The sequence below is a fragment of the Auritidibacter sp. NML130574 genome, from assembly GCF_003185725.2.
GTDB lineage: Bacteria > Actinomycetota > Actinomycetes > Actinomycetales > Micrococcaceae > Auritidibacter > Auritidibacter ignavus.
The window spans coordinates 19,148-39,488 of sequence record NZ_CP031746.1 but is presented as its reverse complement, the minus strand read 5'-3'; the positions used below and the strand labels follow the sequence as shown (position 1 = coordinate 39,488).

23 protein-coding genes are annotated in these 20,341 nt (G+C 59.1%); 10 read left to right on the top strand and 13 right to left on the bottom strand.

What is annotated here, in order from left to right; translation table 11 throughout:
- Window positions 1-83 precede the first annotated feature (83 nt).
- Together DCC27_RS00225 and DCC27_RS00220 are read left to right on the top strand one after the other, a co-directional pair.
- A complete protein-coding gene (locus DCC27_RS00225) occupies window positions 84-1,115 on the top strand; it encodes a 6-phosphofructokinase (RefSeq protein ID WP_110110263.1) in 1,032 nt (343 codons plus the stop codon).
- A complete protein-coding gene (locus tag DCC27_RS00220) occupies window positions 1,105-1,890 on the top strand; it encodes a GNAT family N-acetyltransferase (protein ID WP_148707485.1) in 786 nt (261 codons plus the stop codon). The genes DCC27_RS00225 and DCC27_RS00220 overlap by 11 nt, the downstream gene beginning before the upstream one ends.
- Before the next feature lie 48 nt (window positions 1,891-1,938).
- Here the strand turns inward: DCC27_RS00220 and DCC27_RS00215 are convergent, their stop codons facing one another.
- The 4 genes from DCC27_RS00215 to DCC27_RS00200 form a co-directional block, all read right to left on the bottom strand.
- Window positions 1,939-3,213: a folate-binding protein YgfZ gene (locus DCC27_RS00215; protein WP_110100767.1), complete on the bottom strand. Its 1,275-nt coding sequence runs from the start codon at window positions 3,211-3,213 to the stop codon at window positions 1,939-1,941.
- 13 nt (window positions 3,214-3,226) lie between these two features.
- Complete coding sequence (locus tag DCC27_RS00210; protein ID WP_110110261.1) at window positions 3,227-3,892, bottom strand: FABP family protein; 666 nt, start codon at window positions 3,890-3,892, stop codon at window positions 3,227-3,229.
- A 261-nt stretch (window positions 3,893-4,153) separates the two neighbouring features.
- A complete protein-coding gene (locus DCC27_RS00205) occupies window positions 4,154-4,519 on the bottom strand; it encodes a hypothetical protein (RefSeq protein WP_110110260.1) in 366 nt (121 codons plus the stop codon).
- Window positions 4,520-4,537: 18 nt separating this feature from the next.
- The gene (locus DCC27_RS00200) at window positions 4,538-5,446 is read right to left on the bottom strand and encodes a hypothetical protein (RefSeq protein ID WP_168186051.1); all 909 of its coding nucleotides are present in this window, start codon (window positions 5,444-5,446) and stop codon (window positions 4,538-4,540) included.
- A gap of 91 nt (window positions 5,447-5,537) precedes the next feature.
- On the opposite strand from DCC27_RS00200, the gene mshD reads away from it, so the two are divergent.
- From mshD to asd, 7 genes are all read left to right on the top strand, one after another.
- A complete protein-coding gene (mshD, locus tag DCC27_RS00195) occupies window positions 5,538-6,488 on the top strand; it encodes a mycothiol synthase (protein ID WP_168186050.1) in 951 nt (316 codons plus the stop codon).
- A complete protein-coding gene (locus tag DCC27_RS00190) occupies window positions 6,485-7,507 on the top strand; it encodes an NUDIX hydrolase (RefSeq protein ID WP_246840106.1) in 1,023 nt (340 codons plus the stop codon). The genes mshD and DCC27_RS00190 overlap by 4 nt, the downstream gene beginning before the upstream one ends.
- Before the next feature lie 74 nt (window positions 7,508-7,581).
- Window positions 7,582-7,935 (top strand): GNAT family N-acetyltransferase, encoded by a 354-nt coding sequence (locus DCC27_RS00185; RefSeq protein ID WP_110100648.1) that lies wholly within the window; start codon window positions 7,582-7,584, stop codon window positions 7,933-7,935.
- Window positions 7,936-8,004: 69 nt separating this feature from the next.
- The gene (locus DCC27_RS00180) at window positions 8,005-8,841 is read left to right on the top strand and encodes a thymidylate synthase (RefSeq protein WP_166769858.1); all 837 of its coding nucleotides are present in this window, start codon (window positions 8,005-8,007) and stop codon (window positions 8,839-8,841) included.
- Window positions 8,831-9,406, top strand: a complete 576-nt coding sequence (locus tag DCC27_RS00175) for a dihydrofolate reductase (protein ID WP_246840105.1) — start codon at window positions 8,831-8,833, stop codon at window positions 9,404-9,406. Before DCC27_RS00180 ends, DCC27_RS00175 begins: the two co-directional genes overlap by 11 nt.
- Window positions 9,399-9,680: an NF038396 family protein gene (locus tag DCC27_RS00170; RefSeq protein ID WP_246840104.1), complete on the top strand. Its 282-nt coding sequence runs from the start codon at window positions 9,399-9,401 to the stop codon at window positions 9,678-9,680. Before DCC27_RS00175 ends, DCC27_RS00170 begins: the two co-directional genes overlap by 8 nt.
- A gap of 6 nt (window positions 9,681-9,686) precedes the next feature.
- A complete protein-coding gene (gene asd / locus DCC27_RS00165; protein WP_110110289.1) occupies window positions 9,687-10,862 on the top strand; it encodes an aspartate-semialdehyde dehydrogenase in 1,176 nt (391 codons plus the stop codon).
- 105 nt (window positions 10,863-10,967) lie between these two features.
- Here the strand turns inward: asd and DCC27_RS00160 are convergent, their stop codons facing one another.
- From DCC27_RS00160 to DCC27_RS00135, 6 genes are all read right to left on the bottom strand, one after another.
- Window positions 10,968-12,050 (bottom strand): UDP-N-acetylmuramate dehydrogenase, encoded by a 1,083-nt coding sequence (locus tag DCC27_RS00160; protein WP_110100650.1) that lies wholly within the window; start codon window positions 12,048-12,050, stop codon window positions 10,968-10,970.
- Window positions 12,047-12,556, bottom strand: coding sequence for a MaoC/PaaZ C-terminal domain-containing protein (locus DCC27_RS00155; protein WP_110100651.1), 510 nt, complete (start codon window positions 12,554-12,556; stop codon window positions 12,047-12,049). Before DCC27_RS00155 ends, DCC27_RS00160 begins: the two co-directional genes overlap by 4 nt.
- A gap of 3 nt (window positions 12,557-12,559) precedes the next feature.
- A complete protein-coding gene (locus DCC27_RS00150) occupies window positions 12,560-13,009 on the bottom strand; it encodes a MaoC family dehydratase N-terminal domain-containing protein (RefSeq protein ID WP_110097957.1) in 450 nt (149 codons plus the stop codon).
- 76 nt (window positions 13,010-13,085) lie between these two features.
- Window positions 13,086-13,349: a hypothetical protein gene (locus tag DCC27_RS00145; protein WP_110110256.1), complete on the bottom strand. Its 264-nt coding sequence runs from the start codon at window positions 13,347-13,349 to the stop codon at window positions 13,086-13,088.
- 145 nt (window positions 13,350-13,494) lie between these two features.
- Complete coding sequence (locus DCC27_RS00140) at window positions 13,495-14,058, bottom strand: hypothetical protein (RefSeq protein WP_110110255.1); 564 nt, start codon at window positions 14,056-14,058, stop codon at window positions 13,495-13,497.
- A gap of 144 nt (window positions 14,059-14,202) precedes the next feature.
- Window positions 14,203-15,603 carry an L-serine ammonia-lyase gene (locus DCC27_RS00135; protein WP_110110254.1) on the bottom strand — a complete coding sequence of 467 codons (1,401 nt, stop codon included), beginning with the start codon at window positions 15,601-15,603 and terminating at the stop codon, window positions 14,203-14,205.
- A gap of 409 nt (window positions 15,604-16,012) precedes the next feature.
- On the opposite strand from DCC27_RS00135, the gene DCC27_RS00130 reads away from it, so the two are divergent.
- Window positions 16,013-17,425 carry a Na+/H+ antiporter family protein gene (locus DCC27_RS00130; RefSeq protein WP_210403481.1) on the top strand — a complete coding sequence of 471 codons (1,413 nt, stop codon included), beginning with the start codon at window positions 16,013-16,015 and terminating at the stop codon, window positions 17,423-17,425.
- A gap of 59 nt (window positions 17,426-17,484) precedes the next feature.
- Here the strand turns inward: DCC27_RS00130 and DCC27_RS00125 are convergent, their stop codons facing one another.
- The 3 genes from DCC27_RS00125 to DCC27_RS00115 form a co-directional block, all read right to left on the bottom strand.
- Complete coding sequence (locus DCC27_RS00125) at window positions 17,485-17,907, bottom strand: DUF4190 domain-containing protein (RefSeq protein WP_168186049.1); 423 nt, start codon at window positions 17,905-17,907, stop codon at window positions 17,485-17,487.
- Between the two features lie 158 nt (window positions 17,908-18,065).
- Window positions 18,066-19,136 (bottom strand): DUF4190 domain-containing protein, encoded by a 1,071-nt coding sequence (locus tag DCC27_RS00120; RefSeq protein WP_210403480.1) that lies wholly within the window; start codon window positions 19,134-19,136, stop codon window positions 18,066-18,068.
- Between the two features lie 472 nt (window positions 19,137-19,608).
- Window positions 19,609-20,292: a DUF4190 domain-containing protein gene (locus DCC27_RS00115; protein ID WP_168186048.1), complete on the bottom strand. Its 684-nt coding sequence runs from the start codon at window positions 20,290-20,292 to the stop codon at window positions 19,609-19,611.
- Window positions 20,293-20,341 lie beyond the last annotated feature (49 nt).

Below are 20,341 nucleotides of genomic sequence, written 5' to 3'. Positions count from 1 at the left end.
AAAGTGTCTGGGATAACCCATCAGGGTTGTACCCGGGATTTCTGAGCGGTTTTCTTGACTGTTTTGACGAAAGGATACCCCTGGTGCGCATCGGAATCTTAACCTCTGGCGGAGATTGTCCCGGGCTCAACGCCGTGATCCGGTCAGCGGTGTTGCACGGCATCAAGTCTTTCGACGACGAGCTAGTGGGAATTCGCAACGGCTGGACCGGACTTATTGACAAAGACTATTTCGAGCTCCCCCGCCAGGTGGTTCGGGGCTTGGCACGCACCGGAGGCACCATTCTTGGTACCTCCCGCACCCACCCGTATAATGCTGAAGGCGGTGGGCCGGAGAATATCAAGCGCAATATGGAAGACATGGGACTCGGCGCGCTGATCGTCATCGGCGGAGAAGGCACCCTCGCCGGGGCGCAACGACTCTACCAGGACGGGATCAACCTGGTAGGAGTGCCGAAAACCATCGATAACGACCTGCGTGGCACCGACTACACATTCGGGTTCGACACGGCACTGTCGATTGCTACCGATGCGATGGACCGGTTACGCACCACCGGTGAGTCGCACCACCGGTGCATGGTCGCTGAGGTGATGGGACGTCACGTTGGCTGGATCGCATTGCACTCAGGCCTCTCCGCCGGCGCCCACGCAATCTTAATCCCAGAATTCCCAACCCCGATGGAGCAGGTCAGCGAATGGGTCACACAGGTGCACGAACGCGGTCGGTCGCCACTTGTTGTCGTGGCTGAGGGGTTCATCCCTGAAGGCCACACCGATCCAGTGGCAGAGGCCGGGGTGGAAGCATCCGGCCGCCCGCGACTGGGTGGAATTGGAGAGTGGGTCACCCACCAGATCGAGGATCTAACCGGCATCGAGACCCGCAACACCGTTTTGGGACACATTCAACGTGGCGGGGCACCCACCGGATATGATCGGGTGCTCTCAACCCGATTCGGCATGGCCGCCATCGATCTGATCCATCGCGGACACTACGGTCGCATGGTGTCTTTGGCCGGTACTGAGATCGTCGACGTTGACTTGGACCAAGCTCTGGCCGGTTTGAAAGAAGTCCCCCAGCAACGCTACGACGAGGCGAAGGTTCTTTTTGGTCGATAATCCACGCATGCACCCGACCGATCCCTCGGATCAGCACAAACGTGTGATCCTGTTAGCCTGGGCCACCTCCATGGGGGCGGACCCCCAGCAGGTGCTAACCGTCGCGGACCAGCCCGGCTCCGGACCCCACCGTTTTCCCGTGCTCTCCGACCACGCCGATTCGAAGATCGCCAGCGTGATTCGGATTTACAACATCACGTTCATCTACGGTCCGTCCTGGTTTCTACAGGCCGCCAATGAGATTGATGACGAAATTCTCCCCCTGGAATCCACACTCATTCGTCTCGGCGCCTCGCACGGGGCACGCTCGCTGGGAGAAACCACGCTGTACTATGCCGAGGACCTCCCCGAGACCAGCGGGTCGGATGCGGTAGCGATCAGTGAGGACCGCGAATTTATCACTGAGTTAGAAGCCAGGTGTCCTTCCGACGATGTGGGGGCAGCCGCACTGTCGCAAACCGCGCAAACCTTTGCGGTGGTCTCCGACCAAGACCCCGGAAATCTGCAGGTGGTCGCCGGTTCCGGTTACGAGGAATGGGCGTCGCTAATCGCGGATCTCACGGTGTTGGTTGACCCGGATTTCCGGGGCCACGGCTTAGGCACCTACGCCGTCGCCGTCGCCGCCGAAGAGGCCTTCATGGCGGGCCTGATCCCCCAGTGGCGGGCTGCCATGGGCCACCGCGCGGCCCAACGGATGGCTGATGCCATGGGCTTCCAACTCAGTGGTTCCCAGACCACCCTTAAATTTGAGGCAACCGAATCCCACGCCGGATAGCCAGTGGGAGGCTGGAGCAACAGAACACCCTAAAGCCCTGGATGGGCGCTACGAGCGTGAGGTGCCGGGGCGTTGACGTCGTAGATTCATCAAACCGGTGGGTCGCCCCACGGTATTGCCGGCATCTGTGGCCACCAGGACTTGTTGCGTCGCTGCCATATAGGTGTAGTCGGGTGCATCCTCGGCACCGTTCGGGGCGTGGTCGTCGGCGTGATCTGCGGGGAGCTGTTCCCGGATGAGCAACTCTGCCTTAGGGTCCACCGCCCGTTTGATGACTGCCAAGGCGATGGGTCCCATTTCGTGGTGATGGCCCACGGAGGTGACCCGCCCCAGCGCGCGAGCTTTGTCGAGCCTGGCGCGGTCGGCACCGGTTTCGCCACCCTCGGGGCGCAGAATGACATCCGCGCCGGGTTCGGGTAGCCCGTGAACCGAGCCGTCGAGAAGAAGTTGCACCAGTCTGCGGGGCGGATGGCCGAGATTATGAACACGGGCCACGGTTTCCTGCCCCTTATAGCAACCTTTATTCAGGTGCACCGCGGTGCGGAGCAAGTCTAGCTCATGGGGAATAGAACGCTCGTCGGTATCAACCAATTGACGAGGTCGCCCCGCGGCGACGCGTAGTGCTTCAGCACTCATCATGCCCGCCCAACGGTAGCCGTCAGGCAACAACTGCTCATCACGGTTCGAGCCGGCCAGCGCGGACCGGTCCACTAGGTATTCGTACCAGGACCAGTCCACTCCCGGGTGGTCATCAGGGTCGACGTCCGGGGTATAGGCGTATCCGCCCGGACCGATGTGTGGCCAGGGATCCTGCCAGCACGGGGTCGCGTCCCATCGGGACACTGGGGCGGTCGTGGCCACGACAGCCAGGTCGTCGCTACGGTCGGCAATCTCTACCCGGGAGGCAAACTTCATCGCCTCCAACCATCCGGCCAGGGAGGCACCCAGCCCGGGTTCTACGGTCATCCAGGTCGTCTCGCCGTCGTCAACCAGGTGTACCTGGAAGTCCAAGCGCCCGTGCAGGTCCAAGAATAAGGTCTCAGTGGAGGTTCCCGGTGGCAGGGTCGCCAGATCCTGGGAGCTCAGCACGTGCAATAATTGCAACCGGTCAGCTCCGCTGATGGTCACCACGCCACGGTGACAGAGATCCACCACGGCCCGCCCCCGGTCCAGCGCACGTTGTTCGGCAATGGGATGGCCATAGTGAGCAGCAACGGGCTCATCCACCCCGCCAGCGGCCACGGCGCCGGGCACTGCCGTGGGTGGTAGCAACAGCGGTGACGGATCGGGAACAGTGCGTGTCGTATCGGGTTCAGTCAGCATCGGTGAGATGAGCTCAGGATAGATCGTGTTTTCCCGGGGTATGGACGGTGCCGGGAGCAAGCCGGCCATCGGTGAGACTCTTCATGCGGTCCAGGCTGGCCGAGGCGTGCGGTTGCGCCGAGGACGATGCGGTCTCTTTCACATCCCAGCGCCAGAACAGCTGGCCGTTAACGAGTCCCAGGATGCGTTCGGCGCTGTGGTACTGGCCCGTCAGCTCCCCGCGCATCACGGTCTCGGCGCGCAGGCTAATCTGCGGACCACGCACCACGCCGTAATACAGCTCGCTGAGTGATCCCGGGTGCGTGATGGTAGCCGTGATAGGGAATTCGTCCTCCGAGAACCGCAGCGATTCCACATCATCAGCCGACCGGTAGGCCGGCACCACATCGGCGGGTTTCATCCCGGGACCCACATCGGCGTCGTGGCGTTCGCGCGCCAGAGACCAGAAGCCGGTTTCGATCGTCAACGGGCGAATCAAGGTGGCGTCGGCTTCACACAGCCAGGACTCGGCACGATATTCCAGGAAGGGCAACCCGTACTCGGTGAAATCAACCCTTTGGTAAAAGATCTCGTCAGACTCTGTGCCTTGGCCGAGTCGGCCCTGCCCCTCCCAGGAACCGATCAGCCAGCTCAGTGGTGCCAGCTCGGGAACGAGGTCTACCGGCAGTTCCATCACCATAGAAACGAGGTACTCCTACATCATCCTGGGCGCCTGGCCACGGGGCGAACGCCCAGGATCAGATTGCGACGGCTACTTTTGTCCTTTGAACAGCCCAGCGATCACCAGCACGGCGACGGCGGCCATGCTTAGTGCAATCAGGCCCAGCAACACAAGGAAGAAAATTTCAAGTGCGAGAAGATTCATAACCCCTATCCTACTGCACTGACCCGGCTACGACCGATCCTTACGGGTCGAGGCCCGGGTGTTCGACCACCAGCTTTAGTGACGACGTTGGATGTGGCGCCCTTCATGATCGGCGTGGAGCCACTGGTCGGCAAATTCTCCGGCGGTGAACGCCTCCAGATCCTCGTTGACAACTTCCAGCAGTTCTTGGTCTCCGCCAGTGTCGACGATGTCCAGGCTCAGTAAGGGCTTTTCGGTCTCACGATCACGGATCACCACCGCGTCGCCGATAACTTCGGAACCTGCGCCAGGACCCGAAAAAGCCGCGGTGAGGACTCCCCCGATGAAACGAAACACTCGTTCCACCCGGTCACGACCGGCTGGTTCCAGAGCGACGGTGAAAAATTCGTGTGCCGGGCGTCGGGCTTGCTCGACCGAGAGCTCGCGAGAATATTCAGTCATGTCACTACCCTAAGGCTTTTAGATCAATGCGGGCACTACCCAGACGGTGAAATACAGCAGGATGCCCAGCCCCAGCACGGGAACCATGCCCACTGCGATCGCCGACACCGGTGCATCGCGGATTTCGATGGGGGGTGCGCCCAGGGACTGGAGTTCGGCGGTGGTGCGCCGACCCAGCACATACACCATGTGGTGAACCAGTACGACCATCAAGGCTCCGATCCCGGAGGCAATGACGGTAGGAACAGAAAGTACCAGCGGGTGAGGTAGCTGCAACGCGGTGGTGGCGGCGATACCTGCCACGATCCCTAGGGCACTAGCAAGAAAACGTTGGATGGGAAACAGCGAGACCACACCGGCCACCATCACGCCGATGAGTGCGGTGAAAGCCAACCAGTTCAGGCCCCCAACTTGTTGGGTGGCCTCGATCTCGGCTCCGTAACCGGCGTAGCGCAGGATCCGGTCAACGTCCATGCGGGCAATCAGCGACCACAGTCCGGTCGCGGCCATGATGGAGATCGACACGATTGCCAGTCCCAGACGCGGCGGACGGTTTCCATTTTGCGGTCCCGCGATTAATTCGGTGACGAACAGCGCGATCAGGCCCAGCGATAAGGTGATCGCCACCGGGGCCATCCAAAGGTCCGGGCGTGCCATCTCGAAGGAATAATTCCCGCTGAACCGGGTGTCCTCAGGCAACAGGGCCAATAACCAGGTGGAGATCATCCCCACGGCGGCAATCACGGCGATGAGCAGCACTGTCAAACGTCCCTTGACGAGTCGAGCAAGACCCACGCTGAAGACAATAACCAGGACGGTGACAACCCCGGGCACAGCCCACCGGGCCACGTCGTTGGTCATCAGCACAGCCAGGGAGAGACCCGCACCCGCCAGTAAGGTTCCTAAAGCCGCATATATTAAACGCACGTTTTCATTCTGTCATGGCCTCGGACTCTCGCCGGGATTTCGTGTCTCAGCAAACTTTGGCCTGCAGGCGGACACCGGTACTGTGGAGGCTATGAACTCCCTGCAGGTGCGTGACCACGATCTTAATTCCCAAGAGCTCAGTTATCTTCAGGCCTTGGCAGCCCTGGGGCTTCGCGCAGATAATAATGAGCCTTTTTCTGATCAAACCTGGGTCGAGATCCGTAGCGGTCGAGCTGTGGTGTTCACCGCGGACTCTACCTCTCATCCTGGATGGGCGGTCGCGGCGGCACTGGTTGGCCAGGGAAACGCTGAGAACCCATATCTCGTGGAGATGGTGGTTCATCCCCAAGAACGCGAGCGCGGTCTCGGCTGTGCTGTGGCGGATAAAATCGCCTCGTATCTTCAGCAAAACGCGCCCGCCGACGCGCTGGTGACCGCCTGGAGTCACGGCAATCACGAAGCCGCCAATATTTTGGCCCAGCGGTATGGTCTTGCCCCGGTCCGTGAGCTGTGGCGGATGGGGCTCATCGGCTCTGAAGGGTCCCACTGGCCAGATCACCCGCCGCAAGGTTATCGGTTCCGGACCTTCGTACCCGACCAGGATGAGCGTGCCTGGCTCGAGGTGAACGCCGCGGCCTTCGTGGATCATCCCGAGCAGGGCAAAATGACCCTTCAGGATCTGCAGTCACGGATGAAACAGGACTGGTTCAGCGCTGATGGGTTTTTTGTAGCTGAGCAGGAAGATACCGGAGACATGGCGGGATTTCACTGGACGAAGGTGGTTCCCGGTGCTGAGTCCGGAGAGGTTTATGCCGTCGGTGTTTCCCCCGAGGCTCAAGGTAGCGGACTGGGACGAGCCCTCACCGCACGCGGGATGAACTATCTTGTCGAAAATGGTCTCACTCATCTGGTGCTCTATGTCGATGCGGACAATACACCCGCGACAAAATTGTATGACTCGTTAGGATTTTCTGTGGAGAATGTCGATGTCATGTTTTCGTCGACGACGTCCCGACATCATGTCCAGGAGAATGATTCGTGAGTTCGGTAGCCGAATATATTCAGGATCTCACCGCTCAACGTACCTCATCTGCGGTGGAAGATCCCGGTCCAGCATCTGACATCGTCGCCTGTGGAATCCTCCCTTGGCGTTGCGAGCGTGGCGCGCTCGAAGTCTTATTAATTCACCGTCCCCGGTACGACGACTGGTCGTGGCCCAAAGGCAAACTCGATGAGGAGGAGACTCTACCCGAGTGCGCGATTCGCGAAACACGAGAGGAGATTAATCTCGACGTCGAGTTGGGCATCCCTCTGCCGATCATCCGGTACCAGGTGGAGGGAAAGTCAAAAGAAGTCTGGTACTGGGCGGCTGAAGTCACCACGCAGCAGCCCCGTGCTGATCAGGGTGAAGTCGATCGGGTGGAATGGCTTTCCGTAGAGCAGGCTCGTCAACGGTTGACCAATGACAATGACCACCAGCCTCTCGACGCCCTGGTTGAAGCATTCGAGAATAAGACGTTGAGAACGCGTCCCTGCCTGTTTTTACGTCACGCCAAAGCCAAACCACGCTCCAGCTGGTCGCGGGCCGAATCGGAACGCCCACTGGCGGCCACCGGGCGTCGTCAGGCCTGGACCGTAAAACGCCTGCTGGAGGCCTGGTCGCCACAGCGAGTGATCTCCTCGCCCTGGGTCCGTTGCATGCAGACTGTGGCGCCTTTCGCCAAGCAGGCTAAGCGAAACGTCAAACAACGCGATATTCTCACCGAAAAGCAAGCCGGTAAGAAGGCATCGAAAGCCACCAAAGAGTTCCTGGCGCAACTTGGTAAGAACCGCCCGCGGGTCATCTGCACTCATCGGCCCGTTTTCCCGCGTATTTTTGAGGCTATCAAGGCACACCTCAAAAAGTACGCCGAGTCTAAAGACCTACGAGACCGGTTACTCAACGCCCTGCCAACGGACAACCCCTACGTTAGCCCTGGTGCGGTGATTGTGGTGCATCAGGCCGTGGATCGCCAGCTACGTATTGTGTCCGTCGAGATCTACGATTCCTACGACCTTTAACGCAGATAGTGACGTCTGCCGGGGACATGCCGGTAGGATTCAGGACAAGAACTATTCGGAGTGAGGAAACTGAGATGACTGAGGTACAGCCCGGATCCGAGAACCAACCGGCCAAGAACGTCCATCCTGGAGCAACCATCAGATTGTCTGAGTCCAATGATCGGTTTGAGCTGTGGGACAACGGCGAATTCATCGGCTTTCTCGGATTCAGTGTAAACCCCTCTACCGATGAGAATGGCCGTGAAGTCCTGCACCTGCAACACACCATCATCTCCGAAAAATATGGGCGCCAGGGGTACGCACGCGCCCTGGTCACCATGGTGTTAGATCAATTGCGTAAAGATCACGTGCAGGTCATCTCCAGTTGCTCCTATATCGACCGTTACTTGCAACGCTACCCGGAATATCAAGACATGGTCGTTGACTGACACCGACGATAAACCGATTTCAGCACACATCCCAATACACCCCATAACCTTCAGGAAGAGGCTACCGACGTGTCTGCGTCAGCTGAGGATATTGTCACGCCCTACGAGGACCTTTTGGCCGATGTTCTGAAGCATGGAACCGCCAAAACCGATCGCACCGGAACCGGCACCTATTCGGTGTTCGGACGTCAGATGCGGTTCGATTTGAGCTCCTCGTTCCCGTTGATCACCACTAAACGGGTCCACTTCAAGTCCGTGGTGCTCGAGCTGCTGTGGTTCCTGCGTGGTGAATCCAATGTGCGGTGGTTGCAAGAACGTGGCGTGACCATCTGGAATGAATGGGCCGATGAAAACGGCGATTTGGGGCCGGTCTACGGCGTCCAGTGGCGATCATGGCCCACTCCCAGTGGCGAGACCATTGATCAGATCAGCCAGCTGATGCAGAATCTGAAAACGTCCCCGGACTCCCGTCGGCACGTGGTGACCGCATGGAACCCGGGACAGCTCAGCGAAATGGCGCTTCCGGCCTGTCACGCACTCTTCCAGTTTTATGTCGCTCCGACGGCTGACGGTTCGACCCCAGTGCTGTCCTGCCAGCTGTACCAGCGCTCGGCCGATATGTTCTTGGGAGTCCCCTTCAACATTGCGGAATACTCATTGCTGACGCTGATGATCGCCGACCAGTTGGGATACCAACCCGGTGAATTCATCTGGACTGGCGGTGACACCCACATTTACACCAATCACGTGGACCAGGTGAAAGAACAGCTCACCCGGGCGCCCTACCCGTACCCGCGGGTGCGGATCCGGCGAACACCGCAGGACTTGTTCAGCTATGAGTTCGAGGACTTTGAACTCCTCGATTACCAGCACCACCCGACCATTAAGGCTCCCGTTGCAGTCTGATCACATCTCAACCGAAACCCCATCGACACCTCAGCGCCCACGGATCGGGATGATCTGGGCCCAAACCTCCACCGGGATCATCGGCGATCAAGGGGGCATGCCCTGGGACGTTCCGGAAGATCTCAAACACTTCCAACGTGTCACCACCGGCCACCCGGTGGTGATGGGACGTCGCACCTGGGAGTCGTTCCCCGAAAAGTTCCGCCCGTTGCCGAACCGGGATAATATCGTGGTCTCCTCGTCTCTGGACCCCGACGAGGCGTCAGGTGCCAGTGTGTTCACCGACCTCGACGCGGCGCTGGATGCCGCCATCGAGCGCGCCGAGAACGGAGAAGTCTGGATCATCGGCGGAGCAACCCTCTATGTGGCGTTGCTACACCGTGCAGACCTCATCCAACGTTCCCTGCTTCGCGTCAACGTTGGCGGAGACACTAAAGCGCCTGAACTCGATGAAGCCTGGCACCTGACCCAGGCCGATCCCGAAAACCCCGAGCAGTGGCACCGTTCCCGGTCCGGAGTGGACTACCGGTTTGAACTCTGGGAAAGGACCACTGCTGATGGCTGAGCACGACACCTCCTCATCCACGCACTCCACGGACCCGGGGACGACAACAGATAGGGCCCAGGTGCTGACCTTTTTGGCCTTGATCGCTGCTCCCATTCTCGCCGTCGTCAGCGCCGGGATGGGACTGGTGCTGATCTTGACCGAACGAACCATCGCCGGAGTGATTTTCATTCTGATTCCCACCCAGGCATTTCTTGCCCTGGGTATTTGGGCCTATACGGCCCGAAAACGTAATTTTTCCCACAGTTCCTCACCATCCAAGTCGGTAGAATAGATGAGCATGACCGTAGATGATGCACAACAATTCCAACATGCTGACCCCGCGCAGAACCAGACGGTAGGAATCGTCGGATGGCGTGGCATGGTGGGGTCAGTCCTGATGCAACGGATGCAAGAAGAAGGGGACTTCTCCAAACTGAATCCCGTCTTCTTCTCCACATCTTCTCCCGGTGCGCCGGCCCCGAGCTTTTCTTCCGCTGAAGACAACGGTGTGCTGCAAGACGCCTACGATATCCAGGCGCTAGCAAAGCTTCCGGTCATCATCACCACGCAGGGTGGTGACTACACCAAGAAGGTCCACCCGCAGCTGCGTGAAACCGGCTGGGACGGCATCTGGATTGATGCCGCATCCACCTTGCGGATGAGCGCTGACTCGTTGATCGTGCTGGACCCCATCAACCGGCCCGCCATCGACGCCGGTTTGCGCGACGGTATCAGAGACTTTATTGGCGGTAATTGTACGGTGTCCTGCATGCTGATGGGCCTCGGTGGCCTCTTTACCGCAGGGCTCATTGAGTGGGGCACCGCGATGACCTACCAAGCAGCCTCCGGCGGCGGCGCTAAGCACATGCGCGAGTTGCTCTCCGGTTTCGGCACCCTGCACCAGTCAGTGGCCGATGAATTAGCTGATCCGTCTTCGGCCATTTTGGAGATTGACCGCAAGGTCTTGGCCTCCCAGCGCGACGGGTCCATGGATACCACCGAGTTCGAGGTACCCCTGGCCGGTTCGTTGATCCCATGGATTGACTCCGAGCTGGACGGCGGTGTCTCCCGCGAAGAGTGGAAGGGTGGCGCTGAGACCAATAAGATCTTGGGACGGACCGCCGAGTCCGAGCGCATCCCTTTTGATTCGATTTGTGTGCGGATCGGTGCGTTGCGTAGCCACTCGCAGGCCTTGACCCTAAAGCTGACCCGTGATGTTCCCCTGGATGAGATCACCGATCTGATCGAGCAAAGCAACCCGTGGTCCAAGGTCGTGCCCAACACCAAGGAAGCGACCATGCAAGAGCTGACCCCCGTCGCAGTTTCCGGGGATATGACTATCCCGGTGGGCCGGTTGCGGAAGATGCAGATGGGGCCGGAGTACCTGTCGGCCTTCACGGTCGGCGACCAGTTGCTCTGGGGCGCCGCCGAACCGGTGCGCCGGATGCTGATGATTGCCACCGGTAACCTCTAAACGCCGCCAACCACAGTGGGGCTAAACCTTTTGTTGCGAGTTAGGCCCCGCTGTGGTGTCAGTAGAGCGTGGGCCAGTCCTCTAAGACCCTGTCTGGGAGCACTCTTAGAAGGTCACACCCACCAACACAGGTTCCGGACGTAGCTCAATACCCCAGTGGTCCAGCACTCCATCACGCACCGTGCGGGCAACCTCCAGCAGGTCCTCGGTGCTGGCCTCTCCCCGGTTGGTCAGCGCCAGAGTGTGCTTGGTCGACAGTGAAGCCCGCCCGTGGTCGAGGTGAAAGCCTTTGTGGAATCCCGCGTGGTCGATCAACCAGGCTGCCGAGAGTTTTACCATCCCATCACCGGCACCAAATCTCGGGGCGGCCTCGGGCAGATGAGTAGTCCGTTCGACAGGCACAATCGGGTTGGTGAAGAACGAGCCGGTGGACCAGGTATCGTGGTCGGCCGGGTCCAAGACCATCCCTTTGCCCGTGCGCAGTCGGATCACTTCCTCACGGATCCGGTGGAGTCCGGCGTGACTGCCCAGCTCGACATCAAGCGCTTTGGCCAGTTGCCCGTATCGGACCGCAGCGTTTTCTCCGGTGTGTTTCAGGTGAAAATCCACGCTGAGCACAATCCACCGTGGTGAAGCGTCGTGCTCGACTCGTGTCCCGGCCAGGGCGTCGTGCAGGCTCCGCTTGATGACCGAGTCCCGGTATCCGAAGTCCAGCTCATCGGCGGCCAGTTCCACCACGCGGTGGGTTTCTCGGTCCAAAGCCCGGATGCGTTGCAACGATTCGGAAATATCGGCCCCATAGGCACCGACGTTCTGGACCGGAGTGGCCCCAACCAACCCGGGAATCCCGGAGAGCGTTTCGACTCCGCTGAGGCCTTGTTCGACGGTATAGGCCACAAAGTCATCCCAGGTTTCTCCGGCAGCCACGCGCACAACCGTATAGTCATCGTGTTGCTGCAACGTGTCGATGCCCCGGGTGCAAATCTGCACGACGGTTCCGGGGAATCCCCGATCGGCCACCAGCAGATTGGAGCCACCGCCGAGCACCAGAAGTGGCTGATGGGCCGCATCGGCGGCGGTAACGGCCTGAATAAGCTGGTCTTCAGTCTCTGCACGGATGAGGCTCTGCGCCGGGCCGCCGACCCGAGAGGTGGTCAGCTCAGCAAGCGTGATCGGCGACGGGCTCATGCCACAGGATCCAGTTGCACGAGCACCTGTGCTTTGGTGAGCACCTTGCTGTCACCGTCGTCAGGGTTGGTGACGACCAGATCAATACGGACCACCCCAGTGTCTGCGGTGACGGCACCGACCTTGGCGGTAATGGCCAGGCGAGCTCCGGCCGGGCCGGTGGTAAACGGCTGGGTGGGGTCTGCTTCCGGGGTGGTCTCAGCAACGGGCACCATGGACGTAAAGCGGGATTGGTAGTCCAGAATACGACCGGGATCGGTGCACCAGTGGCTGACCAGATCCACCGCGGTGCCCATCGAGAGCATCCCGTGAGCGATCACGCCGGGCAGTCCAGAGGCCCGGGCGGTCTCCTCGGACCAGTGGATCGGGTTGGCATCACCGGAAATTCCAGCGTAGCGCACCAAATCGGCCCGGCGCAGTTCCACGGTGGTTTCAGAGATGATGTCTCCTGGGGACAGCTCGGAGACGACCGGCAGTGCTGGTTGTGCTTGTGGTGACGTGGTCATCGCTTAGGCCTCCTCATCTACCGCACGCACCAGCAGGCTGGAGCGCACGGTGGCTACCTGCGTGTCGGTGGCATCGGTCACCACGGTTTCGGTGGTCACCATCCGGTGTCCACCCAGTGCTTTATCCGAGGCAACCGTGGCGCGGGCGAACAACTCGTCACCGGCCACAATAGGACGGGATAGGCTGAAGCGTTCATCGGCGTGAACCACCCGGGAGAAATCGATCTCTGCCTCGGGATCCGCCAACACTGCAGCTTCGGCACGTTGAGCCAACGTCACCAAAAAAGTCGGTGGCGCCACCAGGTCCGCATAGCCAGCCTGCTGCGCCGCCTGCACCTCACGGTGGACGGGGTGGGTGTTTTTGGTGGCCAAAGCAAAGTCGCGAATCTTTTCCCTGGCGACGAGATACGGTCCTACAGCCGGGTATTCACGGCCGGTGATCGGTGAACTCACGAATCGTTCGTCCTCTCAACTTGTCAAAACAGTCCGCACGCAATGATCCCAGTCTACCCAGCACCGCGAGAAGTACTCAGTTACGGGGTACTCCCCCGCGCTGATCACGGTCGCGCTGAGCTTGGCGAAAACGAGTCCACTGCGCAAAGAGGTGAATGACAAGTCCCAACCCGATGACGCCCAGCGCAATCCAGGAGATCACCATCACCTGAGCAATAGCGCCAATAATGGCCAGGAGAATCCCCAGTCCCAGGACCGCCATCCCACTCAGAAGCGCGCGTCGGTACACCGTGGATCCGGTCTCCCACGGGTTATACCCGCCACGTGGATTGTCTGCCATAGCATCCATTATTCCGGTTCGGATGACCCTAGCCGCATATGTTGCCCACGCGACCGGCACCGACAGCGGTCCCCCACCTGGATCAGATCTAGGGCTCGATCAACTCATTGATGTCATCGCCAATGCCAGGCTCGCCACCGGAGCCTTACTGGTTGCCAGGGTTGTCGGGCGAGAGTTGCTGTCCGTGCTCGTCTGGGGCTTGGCTGGGCTGTTGTTCTCCCGGAAGACCAGATTGCTGGTCCTGTTGCCCCGGCTGGTTCGGCCGGCCTGGCTGGTTCTGGTTGTTTTGGTCACCTTCCCCGGTTTGCCCGTTGTCTTCTTCCACGATTTCTTCGGCAGGCGACGGGCTGGGCTCGGCATCGCCTTCGCCACCATCAGGACGCGAAAAGATCCACCGCAACACACCGGCCACGATCACCAGAACCACCACGATCAATCCCCACCAGATCCACGACTTTCCGCCCCGCTGCGGTTGATCAGGCTCGATGACGTCCTCGGACCGGTTCACGTGGAGTGGCTCGGAATACCCCTCAGCACCGGACTGATAAGAAGAATCCGGACGGTGTCGGTCATAGACCTCATCATCCGCTCCCGGAGGATCGAAACGTACCGTGGGGTCCGTTGAACCGTGCTCGCCGGAGGAGAGATGATCCTGCGGACTACCCCACGAGGAGTTATTGTTGTTGTTCCACGGATGACGGTCATTCATGTTCTGGCCCTGGCTGCTCGTTGGATAGGGAGCGTACCCGGCAAACCTTTCGCCGGTTCCGTGTCACTGGTGAAATTCAGCAATCAGTAGGAATGTTCCCGACCCTCACGAGCAGTTTCCAGCACATGTGGTGCGGTTGGTGATTTAGCAGTCAGGCATCCGCACGGTGACAGCCAAACCGCCCCGGGAGGTTTCCTTGTACTTATCCATCATGTCGGCACCGGTGGCACGCATCGTTTCCACGGCCATGTCGAGGCTGACTCGGTGCTCGCCGGCATCATCGAAATTCGACATCCGCGCGGCGTTAATGGCCTTCACAGATGCGATCGCATTGCGTTCGATGCACGGAATCTGTACCAAACCACCCACCGGGTCGCAGGTCAGGCCCAGATTATGCTCCAGCGCTACTTCCGCGGCGTGCTCGACCTGCTGCGGTGTGCCGCCGAGGACGGCGGACAGTCCGGCAGCAGCCATAGCACAGGCCGACCCGACCTCTCCCTGGCACCCGACTTCGGCCCCAGAGATGGAAGCCTGCGATTTGATGATAATCCCAATCGCTGAGGCGGTAAGCAGAAACTTCACGATGGCGTCGTCGTCAGCTTTTTCCGGGTAAAACTGCACAAAATAATGCATCACGGCGGGAATAATCCCGGCCGCTCCGTTGGTCGGGGCCGTCACCACACGTCCCCCAGAGGCGTTTTCCTCATTGACCGCCAGCGCATAGAGGTTCACCCACTCCATCGCGCTGAGGGGATCAACGTTCTCCGGCGATGCTTTCTGTTCCTCCAGAAGTTGTTGCAGGTGTGCGTAGAGCTTCGGGGCTCGCCGCATCACCAGCAACGTGCCCGGCAACATCTGTTCGGTACGGTGTAGCCCAGTATGCACGCACTCTTGCATCACGTGCCAGATCTCCAACAACCGTTCGCGCACTTCATCGGGGTTGCGCCACTCGATCTCATTCTCCCAGGCGATCTCGTCAATCGACTTGTCCTGGGACCGGCAGTGAGCCAACAGTTCTTCACCGGTGGTGTATTCATGGCGAGCGTGGCGTTCGGTCGTCAACGGAGCGTTCAGTTCGTCCTCGGTGACGACGAACCCCCCACCAATCGAATACAGCACCTGAGCGGCTAACTCCTCGCCCTGGTCATCGTAGACCGCGCACCGCATCGCGTTGGGGTGTGCTGGCAAGGATTTGTTCTGGTGCAACACCACGTCACGGTAAAAGTCGAAACCAACCCGTTGTGTACCGGCCAACAGAAGAGTCTGTTCTTCTTTGGCCTGGTTGATAATATGATCGACCTTTTCAACATCGATGGTGGCCGGATCATATCCGGCCAGTCCGAGCACCACCGCCTGGTCCGAGTGGTGACCCACACCGGTGGCACCCAGAGAACCAAACAGCTCCACCACTGCTCGGTGCGTTCTTCTCAACACCTCGGGGTCAAGATCATTAATGAACGTCGCAGCGGCCCGCATCGGTCCTACCGTATGGGAGGATGAAGGCCCCAGGCCGATGGAAAACATGTCGAGTGCACTCAGCGCCATGATTACTCCTGTATTTCGCCGATCAGGGACAGCCTGCATCGCATCGAGGTTTCACCACCCCGCGCGATGGCGAGTTACAGCTTTCGCCACGACACCGGATGGTGTCATTCCAGTCTTGCATAAACCCCTCGCACCGGTGCGATCAGAAAGTCACAATAGCCTGACCTGGGGGTGAGTCTGCTACCGGCGTCCGCGGGCCGGTGTGGCTGTGCCCGTAGCAGACCATAGTTGCCTATATCGTGGCCATATCTATCCATGCGAGCTCCTGGAACCTACCTCAGCCGTCACGCACCAGCGGTGGCCCGCTCACCACAACGCTTAACTTTGGTGGTCAAGTCAACATTCCCGCCCTGGCTGACCAAACATCCTGTGTCGGCTAACCGTGCGCACTACATAAAGTCTCAACATCATGCACAGCCGGAGTGTGATCTGGCATAATCTCATGCTCGTGAATGCAGTGATTATCGCCGTTGTCGTTATGCTCGTGCTGGCCGTTTGCCGTCTGCACGTCGTGATTGCACTCTTCATTGGTGCGCTCGTCGGAGGCCTCGTCGCCGGCATGGGACTGGAATCAACGATGGTTGCCTTCCAAGACGGGCTCGGAGGGGGCGCGCGCGTCGCACTCAGCTACGCCCTGTTAGGTGCTTTCGCCATGGCCGTGGCCAACTCCGGGTTACCGAAATTGCTCTCCGACGCGATCGTCAAACGCCTAGATCGCTCCAGCGAGGACAAGTCCCACCGCATCGAAGTAGCAACGCGCTATACCCTGATTGCTGGCGTGTTGCTGATGTCGGTCTTCTCCCAGAACCTGATTCCGGTCCACATCGCGTTTATTCCTCTGCTGATTCCCCCACTGTTGGGGGTGCTGAACCGACTGCGTCTCGACCGGCGCGCCATCGCTTGTGTGCTGACCTTCGGCCTGGTCACAACCTATATGTATGTCCCGCTAGGGTTCGGGCAGATTTTCCTCCACGACATCTTGCTCTCCAATATCGAATTGGCAGGATTGGATACCGCCAATATCAACATCATGTCGGTCATGGCCATCCCGGCTACGGGCATGCTCGTAGGGATGTTAGTGGCGGTGTTTATTACCTACCGCAAGCCGCGTACTTATCGACAACTTAACATCACCGACACGGCCACCGAACCGACCGATAACACCCCGACCGAGCCCCAGCCCAGCACCTATAAGATCATCTGCTCTCTTGCGGCGATCCTCGCCTGCTTCGGGGTCCAAGTGATCCTGAATATTCTTGATTCCGAGGCCAACGGCTTGCTCGTTGGTGCCCTGTTGGGACTGGCCATCATTCTGGCCTCCGGAGCGGTAAAGTGGAACGAAGCCGATAACGTATTCAATCAAGGCATGCGCATGATGGCCATGATCGGTTTCACCATGATCACCGCACAGGGTTTTGCCGCGGTGATGGCGGAGTCCGGAGCCATCGAGCCACTGGTGGCCGGTACTCAGGAACTGGTGGGTGATCAGAAGGCCCTGGCCGCATTGGCCATGCTGGTGGTTGGCCTGGTCGTGACCATGGGCATCGGTTCCTCGTTCTCCACGCTACCGATCATTTCCAGCATTTACGTTCCGCTGTGTTTGGCTTTGGGATTCTCACCGGCTGCGACCGTGGCTATCGTCGGTACTTCCGGCGCCCTGGGGGACGCCGGCTCCCCCGCCTCGGACTCCACCTTAGGTCCCACCGCGGGCTTGGGCGCTGATGGCCAACACGATCACATCAAAGACTCGGTGATTCCAACGTTTCTGCACTTCAATATTCCGTTGCTGGTAGCTGGCTGGATCGCAGCCATGGTCCTCTAAGCCACCATGAACTATACCCAGAACCCCATGGCTCCGGGGCGCTCACAGATCCCAGCCGACTAAAGCGTCGCCACCACGGCCATGAACCAGATGAACATAAACAGCAGGAAGCCAACCACCAAACCGATAACAACCCAACCGATGATGGCGCCGGCTAGCGCAAGGCCACGGCCCCGTTCTCCAGTTTTCGTAATCTGGCTGAGCGAAATATGCGAGCAGATCACACCGACAACGGGAATGAGTAGCGAGAACACAAACCCAACAATAGCCATAGTGTTAAACGGCGCATAGTACATCGGTTGCCCGATGGGTGGATAGACGCTCTGGCCGTTGGCAACAGTGCTGGGCTCTTGTTGCGGATATCCCGCAGGTGGCGGGGTACTGTACGCCCGGTAGCTGTCTCCTGGAGCATCCGTGGGCTGAGAAGAACCAGTGGCCCATCCGCCGTAGGGGTCGTTCTGCGACTCGTGATTGTCGGTCATGTGTCGTCCGTTTCTTGCCGAATGCCCGGCCCGGGCACCGTGTCTATCGTTTCTAAGTTTCTGGCTTCTGATGCTCATAACGTAAAACCGGACCGAAAAAGAACCCTAGTGCGTTGGCCTGAGAATAGTCCGTATCATAAGCGTAGTGAGAGACCAAACTACTGGGCAGACCCTTCTGAATGGCACTTGCCGGTATCAGCCAACACTTGTTCGGTGAGCGCTTCTGCTGCGTCAAAGAGATCGGTGTCGTGATCACCGAGAGGGTCGCGCAAGTACCCGACATAGTCCCGGTACACTTTCTCGGCCTCTGCATCATCGCGAGTATCTGCGAGACGCTCCGTCGCATCTGCATACTCATCTGTAGCCGACGGATCCGTGTAATCCAATTCCCATGCGAGCTGCTGATAGTCAGCAAGCGCGTCGCAGAAGGCTTGGTTAACGTCGCCTCCGACCGGACCGCTAGTGTCACTTCTCGCACCGTCAGTGGCATCGGCGGTCGAGTTAAACGAGTCCCCGCCGAAAGGATCTTCACCCAGCGGATCCTGGCTCAAGGGGTCCTCACTCATGGAGTCTTGTCCAAAGGGATCTGCAACTTCCGATGGCTCCGGGCTGGCTTCTTGCTCTGGCTCAGCACTTTCTGTTTCTTCAGCTGTAGCCTCTTCACTCGGCTCATCATCAGACTGCCATGGCAGGCTCCCGAACGCAAAAGCCACCACCAGAGCAACAATAGCAAGAACAGTGACAACCCAGCCGATAATAATACCGGCCAGGGCAAGGCCTCCTCCTCGTTCCCCAGACTTCTTAATCTGGCCCCGGGCAACGTGACTCAAAATCGCACCCACAGGAGCAAACAAAAAAGCCAGAATAAAACCAACGATGCTCAACGTATTCATGGGTGGCTGTTGCTGGGGTGGCATACCACCACCGAAGTTGCCGTCATCTCTGCCACCGTAATAACCCCCGCCGGGGCCTGCACCCCAGCCGGTAGGGGGCACCTGACCTCCGAACTGCTCACCCGCGTTCCAGCCGGCGTTCGGGTCGCCATAGGGCGACTGGCCGGACGGTGGTTGTTGCTGATCCCCGAATTGTTCGTAAGGGTTACTGTCCGCAGAGTACCGGGGTGGAACCTGCGGGGGATTCGACGCAGGATACTGTGGCATCGGCCGCGTGACCTCGGAGGGCTCTTGCCCTTCAGAATCGGGTCCGTAGGGAGGGTAATTATTCGACATCTCCGTTTTTCCTTCGCTCTCTCCCGCTGAAATCCACCTCAAGAGGTCCTGACGATATCAAACCATGAGCCAGCGCTTCTTCGTCAAGGGGTCAAGCGCCTGCCCCTGATACGGTGTTCTCTTGTTGCGGGGTGTGCAGTGTTCAACTTCTCACGCCAGCTATGAAATGAGTCATTCGACACTTTTGTTCCCACATCAGCAAAATTTTTCTGATGATCGCGCACAAAACCTGCTAACACGGTTCTCAGGGTAGGACTATCCTGGCGAATAGAGACTCTCCAGCCAAGGCCCCGATAGAGCGCCAGGCCCGGCGGATCGCTATGCCAGCCTCCCCATCCCCAGTTAGTCCTATAGTAGATGCCGTGCCTTCGGCTCTGCCTCTGTGCAGATCGCGTGTACAGATCTCTCCAGCGTTTCTCGCACATGGACTTGGTTCACATATGTTCCCAAATGAGTGCACGTCAAGGTGACCTCATGCGAACATCGGCACTATGCCACACGAGACAATGTCTTGCCCTAGTTGCTCGGCAGCCTCTTCGCTGAGTTCCACGAATTCGACATCGGTGTTACCTACGGGATCGCGCAAAGCTCTGGCGTACTCTCTGTAGAGTTCTGTCGCGCTGGGATCGCTATGAACATCTGCCAAACGATCATATGAACCGGCGATCTCTTGCATCTCGCCTTGGTCAGAAGAATCTAACCCCGCCATGTTGTCCAAGACCTCGTTGACCGCATCACAATGTGGCGCATTCAGATCTCTGCTAACCACGGCGCCATCAGTCTCATCCGGGTTGACGTCATATGGTTTTCCCCCGAGGGGGTTCGGCCGTGACGCTTCGTGGGTCTGCGTTGGCTCAGCGGACGTGTCCGTTGAATCCTCACTAGTGTCCTCGTCGGGGACGGCACTTGCAGTAACTTCGGTTTCCAATTCGGATATTGTCTGGGTGAACATTGAGAACAAAAAGCCACCAACAGCAAAGAACACGACCAGACCTAAAACAGCGACGGCGGTTTGGGTCCATCCAATGATGATTCCAGCCAGCGCCAAGCCCTCACCACGCTCACCGGAACGTTTAATTTGGCCCCGGGCAATATGACTGAGGATCGCACCCACCGGTGCGAGCAGAAAAGCGAGAATGAAACCGACGATACTCATCGTATTCATCGGCGGTTGCGGATATGGAGGCACGCCACCACCGTAGTAA

Bases quoted from the DNA above. Each gene is read 5' to 3' on its own strand.
- asd (WP_110110289.1), top strand. From the start codon at position 9,687: ATGACCGTAGATGATGCACAACAATTCCAACATGCTGACCCCGCGCAG.
- DCC27_RS00155 (WP_110100651.1), bottom strand. From the start codon at position 12,556: ATGACCACGTCACCACAAGCACAACCAGCACTGCCGGTCGTCTCCGAG.
- mshD (WP_168186050.1), top strand. From the start codon at position 5,538: ATGAACTCCCTGCAGGTGCGTGACCACGATCTTAATTCCCAAGAGCTC.
- DCC27_RS00135 (WP_110110254.1), bottom strand. From the start codon at position 15,603: ATGGCGCTGAGTGCACTCGACATGTTTTCCATCGGCCTGGGGCCTTCA.
- DCC27_RS00215 (WP_110100767.1), bottom strand. From the start codon at position 3,213: ATGCTGACTGAACCCGATACGACACGCACTGTTCCCGATCCGTCACCG.
- DCC27_RS00185 (WP_110100648.1), top strand. From the start codon at position 7,582: ATGACTGAGGTACAGCCCGGATCCGAGAACCAACCGGCCAAGAACGTC.
- DCC27_RS00145 (WP_110110256.1), bottom strand. From the start codon at position 13,349: ATGGCAGACAATCCACGTGGCGGGTATAACCCGTGGGAGACCGGATCC.
- DCC27_RS00125 (WP_168186049.1), bottom strand. From the start codon at position 17,907: ATGACCGACAATCACGAGTCGCAGAACGACCCCTACGGCGGATGGGCC.
- DCC27_RS00160 (WP_110100650.1), bottom strand. From the start codon at position 12,050: ATGAGCCCGTCGCCGATCACGCTTGCTGAGCTGACCACCTCTCGGGTC.
- DCC27_RS00140 (WP_110110255.1), bottom strand. From the start codon at position 14,058: ATGAATGACCGTCATCCGTGGAACAACAACAATAACTCCTCGTGGGGT.
- DCC27_RS00130 (WP_210403481.1), top strand. From the start codon at position 16,013: ATGCACAGCCGGAGTGTGATCTGGCATAATCTCATGCTCGTGAATGCA.
- DCC27_RS00210 (WP_110110261.1), bottom strand. From the start codon at position 3,892: ATGGTGATGGAACTGCCGGTAGACCTCGTTCCCGAGCTGGCACCACTG.
- DCC27_RS00170 (WP_246840104.1), top strand. From the start codon at position 9,399: ATGGCTGAGCACGACACCTCCTCATCCACGCACTCCACGGACCCGGGG.
- DCC27_RS00115 (WP_168186048.1), bottom strand. From the start codon at position 20,292: ATGAGTATCGTCGGTTTCATTCTCGCTTTTCTGCTCGCACCGGTGGGT.
- DCC27_RS00120 (WP_210403480.1), bottom strand. From the start codon at position 19,136: ATGTCGAATAATTACCCTCCCTACGGACCCGATTCTGAAGGGCAAGAG.
- DCC27_RS00205 (WP_110110260.1), bottom strand. From the start codon at position 4,519: ATGACTGAATATTCTCGCGAGCTCTCGGTCGAGCAAGCCCGACGCCCG.